Annotated in this window: 6 protein-coding genes; all 6 read left to right on the forward strand. The window is 49.5% G+C overall.

What is annotated here, in order from left to right; translation table 11 throughout:
- Nucleotides 1–169: 169 nt before the first annotated feature.
- On the forward strand, nt 170–853 hold the full coding sequence (locus tag QVD32_RS12445; RefSeq protein WP_287710293.1) for a hypothetical protein: 684 nt from the start codon (nt 170–172) through the stop codon (nt 851–853).
- Nucleotides 837–1412 (forward strand): C4-dicarboxylate ABC transporter, encoded by a 576-nt coding sequence (locus QVD32_RS12450; RefSeq protein ID WP_287710294.1) that lies wholly within the window; start codon nt 837–839, stop codon nt 1410–1412. The genes QVD32_RS12445 and QVD32_RS12450 overlap by 17 nt, the downstream gene beginning before the upstream one ends.
- 186 nt (nt 1413–1598) lie before the next feature.
- On the forward strand, nt 1599–2225 hold the full coding sequence (locus QVD32_RS12455; RefSeq protein ID WP_287710295.1) for a hypothetical protein: 627 nt from the start codon (nt 1599–1601) through the stop codon (nt 2223–2225).
- Nucleotides 2222–3823 carry a hypothetical protein gene (locus tag QVD32_RS12460; protein ID WP_287710296.1) on the forward strand — a complete coding sequence of 534 codons (1602 nt, stop codon included), beginning with the start codon at nt 2222–2224 and terminating at the stop codon, nt 3821–3823. The genes QVD32_RS12455 and QVD32_RS12460 overlap by 4 nt, the downstream gene beginning before the upstream one ends.
- Nucleotides 3824–4670: 847 nt before the next feature.
- Entirely contained in the window at nt 4671–5195 is a 525-nt protein-coding gene (locus tag QVD32_RS12465; RefSeq protein WP_287710297.1) for a phosphoribosyltransferase, read from the forward strand.
- 11 nt (nt 5196–5206) lie between these two features.
- The coding region (locus tag QVD32_RS12470; RefSeq protein ID WP_287710298.1) for a UPF0758 domain-containing protein at nt 5207–5715 on the forward strand (509 nt) is incomplete at its 3' end.

Consider the following 5715-nt stretch of genomic DNA (forward strand, 5'->3'; position numbering starts at 1 on the left):
GTTATTTTTTAACTGTTACTTAGCGATTACAAAGATACAACTTTTTATTGAGAAACTGTTATTTTTACCCCATTATTTTGGGGTGGGAAACTTTAGTTAGTTACTTTTAGATGCTTAGGTGGCTCTCGCTTCGTGCCTGAGCCACCTTTTATTATTTTCGCATATATATATGGATCATCAATTCACCAAACAAATACAGGCATGGCTCAACGCCAAGCATGAGAGCGATGCCGACATCAAGCGTGGCGCAGACATTCTCTTCCGTCTCAACCGAGACCGCTTCTACCATGCCCGTGCCACTCGCCAGCCACAGGCATACCGCTCCAACATCGAGTATGAGCTGGGCAAGTTCCTCAAAATTCGTCTCGACAAAATGACCATCGATGAGGTCAAGCAGATGGATAGTCTCGTCATTCCAGAGGCACAAGCCATCATAGACGAGGGTGCACCAGTGGCTACGACCGAAGAAACGACCGGTACGACCGCCAAAACGACCGATTCCAGCGAGGAAGAGTCCAACAATGATGATGCAGAGCTGCCGTCCTCCGAAGAAGATGGTGTCGCGGTCATCCGCAAAGGCAAGCGCAAGGATCACGATTTTCTGCCCGAAGAAGTTGCAGCCCTCTGGGATATTAACGCCAAGCGATACAAGGAGATAAAATCTACCTTCGAGACGCTCAAGTCGATGGAAGATAAAGAGCCGTGCGACCGATACGAGTATCTCAAGATACTCTCCGACCTTGACAAAAAGTATCGTGCCGACATGCTCACCTACGACTCATACGTGGTCACACGTGCCGACCGTGACCGTGTTGCTAAAGCCCGCCTCGCTGAGAATGACAACCAAGGCTAAGGTAGCAGACCTACTGAAACCCATCGGCGAAGTCCAGACGCAAGCCTATTTCGGGCGACATATCCACACCCTCGGTCTCATCAAGTGGATTCTCTCACAGACAGGCTCTGCAGAAGTGTGGGTGTCATCCTATTCTACCTCCGAGGAGTTCCTCCGTGGGTTCCGCCTGATGCGGCAGTCTGACAGCATCCGTTCGGCAAAGATGCTGCTCGATGTCAAGGCAAGCAAGAAGACCGTGCAGCTTTGGCGCATGATGCAGGCATGCTTCGACGAGGTCTATCTGGGTGAGAACCACTCCAAGGTGATCCTCTTCAGAGCCGCCGATTGCGTGGTGTCGGTCGTCACCTCACAAAACCAGACCTATGGTAGCCGTGATGAATCGACCATCGTCACTACAGAGCCACAAGTCTTCTATGATCTGCTCCATGGTTACCTGGAGCACTGTACTAACAAAAGTTTGAAAATCAATGGAAATTACACAGGAATTGATGAAAAACGTGCAAGACTTGGCAGAGACTTTGACTCCGATATCGGAGATGTCCGTCCTTTTGGATATTAACGAGGATGAACTGCGTGAGGAGATTCTGAAGCCTTCGTCTAAGCTTCACCGTGCCTACTACCTGGGCATGGCGACTGTGAAGCAGCAGCTTCGCAAGAATGAACTTGACCTCGCTGCTGCTGGCTCGCCACAAGCCGTGCAGCGCACACATGAATACCTGAACCAAATGTTAGAGGAGATTAGAGTATGAGAGAACCAGCCAACATCGATGCCATCATCGACCTCATGGATCGCACACCCGAAGAGATGGATGCGCAAAATGTGCCAGCCCCTGTGCGTGACCGCATTTTACGCATCCGTGCCCTCTATGCCTGGTGGCTCGTCAATCCCCGCAAGACAGACCAGGAATTGGTATTCAAGGATATGCAAGACTATCGTGTGCAGCGCATGATGGCATACAACGATCTGCACCTCATCAAGCTCATACTGGGCAATCTCCAGCGTGTATCTAAGGACTTTGCCCGTTTCCGCTTCGACCAGATGATACAGCGCACCTACGATAAGGCTGAGTCCATGGGCGATGCCCGTGCCATGGCTGCTGCAGCTGCTGCCTACGGTAAATATCATCTTCTGGATAAGGAAGATCCTGTGGATAATGGCTACGACCAGATTCAGCCTCAGGTGTTCATCCCTACCACAGATCCTCGTCACTTGGGTCTCAAGCGCATTCCTAACGTGATGACCACCATCAAGAAGCTCATCAAGAAATACACCGACAACTCCATGGATCTTGTCAAAATCGAAGCTGAAGACTATGATGAGCAACTCTTGGAATATACACCAACAGAAGAAATCAAGGAGGATGCTCAATGATCGATCAATATCTAAACCCAGCACAGATGGAGGTCAACTTCATCAACGCTCGAGACAACGTGGTAGTGGGCGGTCGAGGCATAGGCAAGAGTGTACTCCACTCCATGTTCAACCTGCGCAACATGCAGCGCATGCCTGGCAGCAATGGTGGCTTTGTCTCCGCCAACGCAAAGCGATGTCTCACCAATACCATACCGTCCATGCTTCAACACTGGGAGCGATGGGGCTTCCATCGGGGCAAGCATTATCTCATCGGGGTCAAGCCACCTAAGAAATTGGGATGGCCTGACCCGGTCATTCCTCCTTCCAACTGGGAGAACACCATCTCGTTTTATAATGGAAGTATAGGCACCATTATCTCACAAGACCGCAAGGGCACGTCTAACTCCCTCTCGCTTGACTACCTCGACATCGACGAGGCGAAGTTCATCGACTTCGAGCAGCTGAAGGATGAGACCTTTCCTGCCAACCGTGGCAATGTCAACCTCTTTGGTCAGCATTACTACCACCATGGCATGCTTATCACCTCCGATATGCCGGTCACTAAGAAAGGTTCCTGGTTCCTCAACTACAAGAAGGATTGTGATACTCACCTCGTGGAAGCCATCTCCTCGCTCGTGGTCGAAGAGTTTGACATCCGCAACCGCATCAAGACATCGGGGCACGTCAGTCTATATGCCAAGCGTCGCCTGAAGGAGATAGGCTTGCTACTGGCACAGTTGCGTTCCAAGACACTCTTCTACAAGGAATATTCCTCTGTCTATAATGTAGAGGTGCTCGGCATGGAGTTCATCAAGCAGATGAAGCGAGACTTGCCTGCACTCACCTTCCAGACTTCCATCATGTGCAAACGACCATCCATCTCGCTCGATGGCTTCTACTCAAACCTGCGTGATGTCAACTTATACACGGCTCCCAACCTCGACTTCCTCGATGGCCTGGAGTATGACATCGATAAGCTACAGCATGTGGATGCACGCATGGATGCAGACGTTGATCCTGACCGTCCGCTGTGCATAGCGTTCGATGCCAATGCGCTCATCAACTGGATGTGCGTGGGACAAGACAACCTGCGCGGCGAGGCTCGTTGCCTGAAGAGTTTCTTCGTGAAGTATGAGAATAAGCTGCCTGCCCTGCTCGATAAGTTCATGGAGTATTACCAGTACCAACGATGCAAGGAGGTTAACTTCTACTACGACTCTACCTTCGTGGGCAACAACTACGCCCTAATGAATGATGACTTCCATACCTTCATCGCCAACTATCTCACAGACCATGGCTGGTATGTCAACGAGGTCTATCTGGGCAACCCGATGGGACACCTGGAGAAGATGCTGCTCATCAACCGTATGTTCGTGGGCAAGGCTGAGCACCGTGCCGTGATCAACAGCGAAAACAATGAAGATCTGCTCATATCCATCCGCCTTGCTGGTGTGTATAATGGCAAGAAGGATAAGCGAGGAGAGAAACTGGCAGAGACCGAGGAGGACAAGCTGGAGGCTCGCACCGATGGCTCCGATGCCTTCGACACACTCATGATTGGTATAGAGAAATTCCCGCAGTCCGATGGCTATATCTCCACTGGCTCCATGCTCTGATATTATTTTTTTTCATACGATTATAGATAGGTGGTTAGCATTCTCGCTTGACCGCCGTATGGGGGAGTTCGCATCGCTGCGGACTCCCCTTTTTATGTTTAGCACTCTTACAAACTTCTTAATACTTGTTTACATATTCCGTCTTTTCCAAGGGTCGGGAGGCGGGCTCGGGCGCAGGGCGGTGGGGGGTCGTTTCCGACGCAAAGGGGAATTTCTTCCCCTTTGAAACCCCAAAACCACGATAAAACCGAGGTTTCCCAATCCATGGGTGTGGAAAACCTGTCGTAAAACGACACATTTTGCATCCTCTAAACCGAGGTCGAGAGGTGCAAAATGTCGTGATTTCATCGCTCTAAGGTCTGTTTTCCATGCAGAATGCCTGAAAAACACGGTTTTCTTGATACGCAAATTTTCTTTTTACCCATTTCTATACAGATGTTAAAATTTGCACTGTTCAAACGTCACAGAAGCTTAACACCAAGGTAAGGCAAAGCCTTTTCTTTGTCCGCTTTATCCGCTCCGAGAGCAGCCCTTTATAGGTAGCCCATCAGACTTTATCCCTTTTTCCTCAGCAAATTTACGGCGGACGGTACCTACCAAGTACTGGTTCCCGATTTCTGCGAAAACTTCCTGGCAGCCTTCCACAATCACAGATTGGGTATTCCTGTAACTTTTAGCCGAAATTCCTTGGTCTTCATACCTCTTCTCCGCTCGTCTCATTGCACCGTAAAAAGTGACAAAAAAGCCTGACGGGCAGAATAAAAAAAACTCTCAGACGGGCAGACAAAGACGAGTTCAAGTAAAAAGCTCCTTTAGCCCTCTGGGTAGAATAAAAATTTTAAAGCGTATGAAGACTTTCAACTATTACGAGTACAACTCCAAGCGTTTCGACCGCTCAGCCAAGGCAGAGCAAGTAAGAAACTTCATCTTTGCCTTCAAGGATGGCAAGAAGTGGGCGACAGACTATGCAGCCGACATGGTGGCAAAGTCATTCTCTCAGACCTATGGCGACAAAGCCGGCGACTTCGTGCTTGTTTGTGCTCCAGCCGCCAACTCAAAGAAATACACCAAGCGTTTCTCTCATTTCGCCTCCAAGGTGAGCCAAGAGGCTAAGGTACAGAACGGCAACGACCATCTTTTCATCTATGGCGAGCGCACAGCCAAGCACAACAGCGAAAACCATGTTTCTGAAAGCTTCGGCTACAGGGTGGCACTCGATAGAGAGTATTTCAAGGGCAAGAAGGTCATCATCTTCGACGATGTGATAACAAGCGGAGCGACCGCCCAAGAGTTTGCAAGCCAACTCGCTGAATGTGGCGCCGAGGTCATGGGTGCCATGTTCCTCGCAAGAACCAAAAGAATGTATAACTAATAAAAAATATAATGATGATACGACAAAATTATAACGACCTTTGCATGGAGGAAAGACCTCAATACAGAGCCTACAACTACGGTATGGACACCCTCAGCAACGTGGAACTTCTCTCGCTTGTAATGAACAGAGGGGCAGGAACAAAAGAGAGCCTACAGCAGGCACGACAGATTTATAATATCATGGGCGAGAGCCTACGTAATATCAAGCGTGCGAGAATTGAGGAACTCGAAGTGGTGCAGGGTGTAGGCGACTGCAAGGCGATAGCCATACAAGCCGCCATCGAACTCGGAAGACGCTACCAAATGGAAAAGGTGGCTCAGCAGACCGACCTCGGCAGTAGCTTGGCACTCTATAACTTTCTTCTCCCTCAGATGGAGGACAACGAGAAAGAACGTTTCTTCGTGGTGCTGATGAATCAGAACTTCAGGCTGATAAAGTGCATCAAACTCAGCGAGGGAGGACTGACGGAAACAGCGGTCGATGTACGATTGATAATGAAAGAAGCGGTGCTCAACAA

It is taken from the genome of Barnesiella sp., from assembly GCF_022723415.1.
GTDB lineage: Bacteria > Bacteroidota > Bacteroidia > Bacteroidales > Barnesiellaceae > Barnesiella > Barnesiella intestinihominis.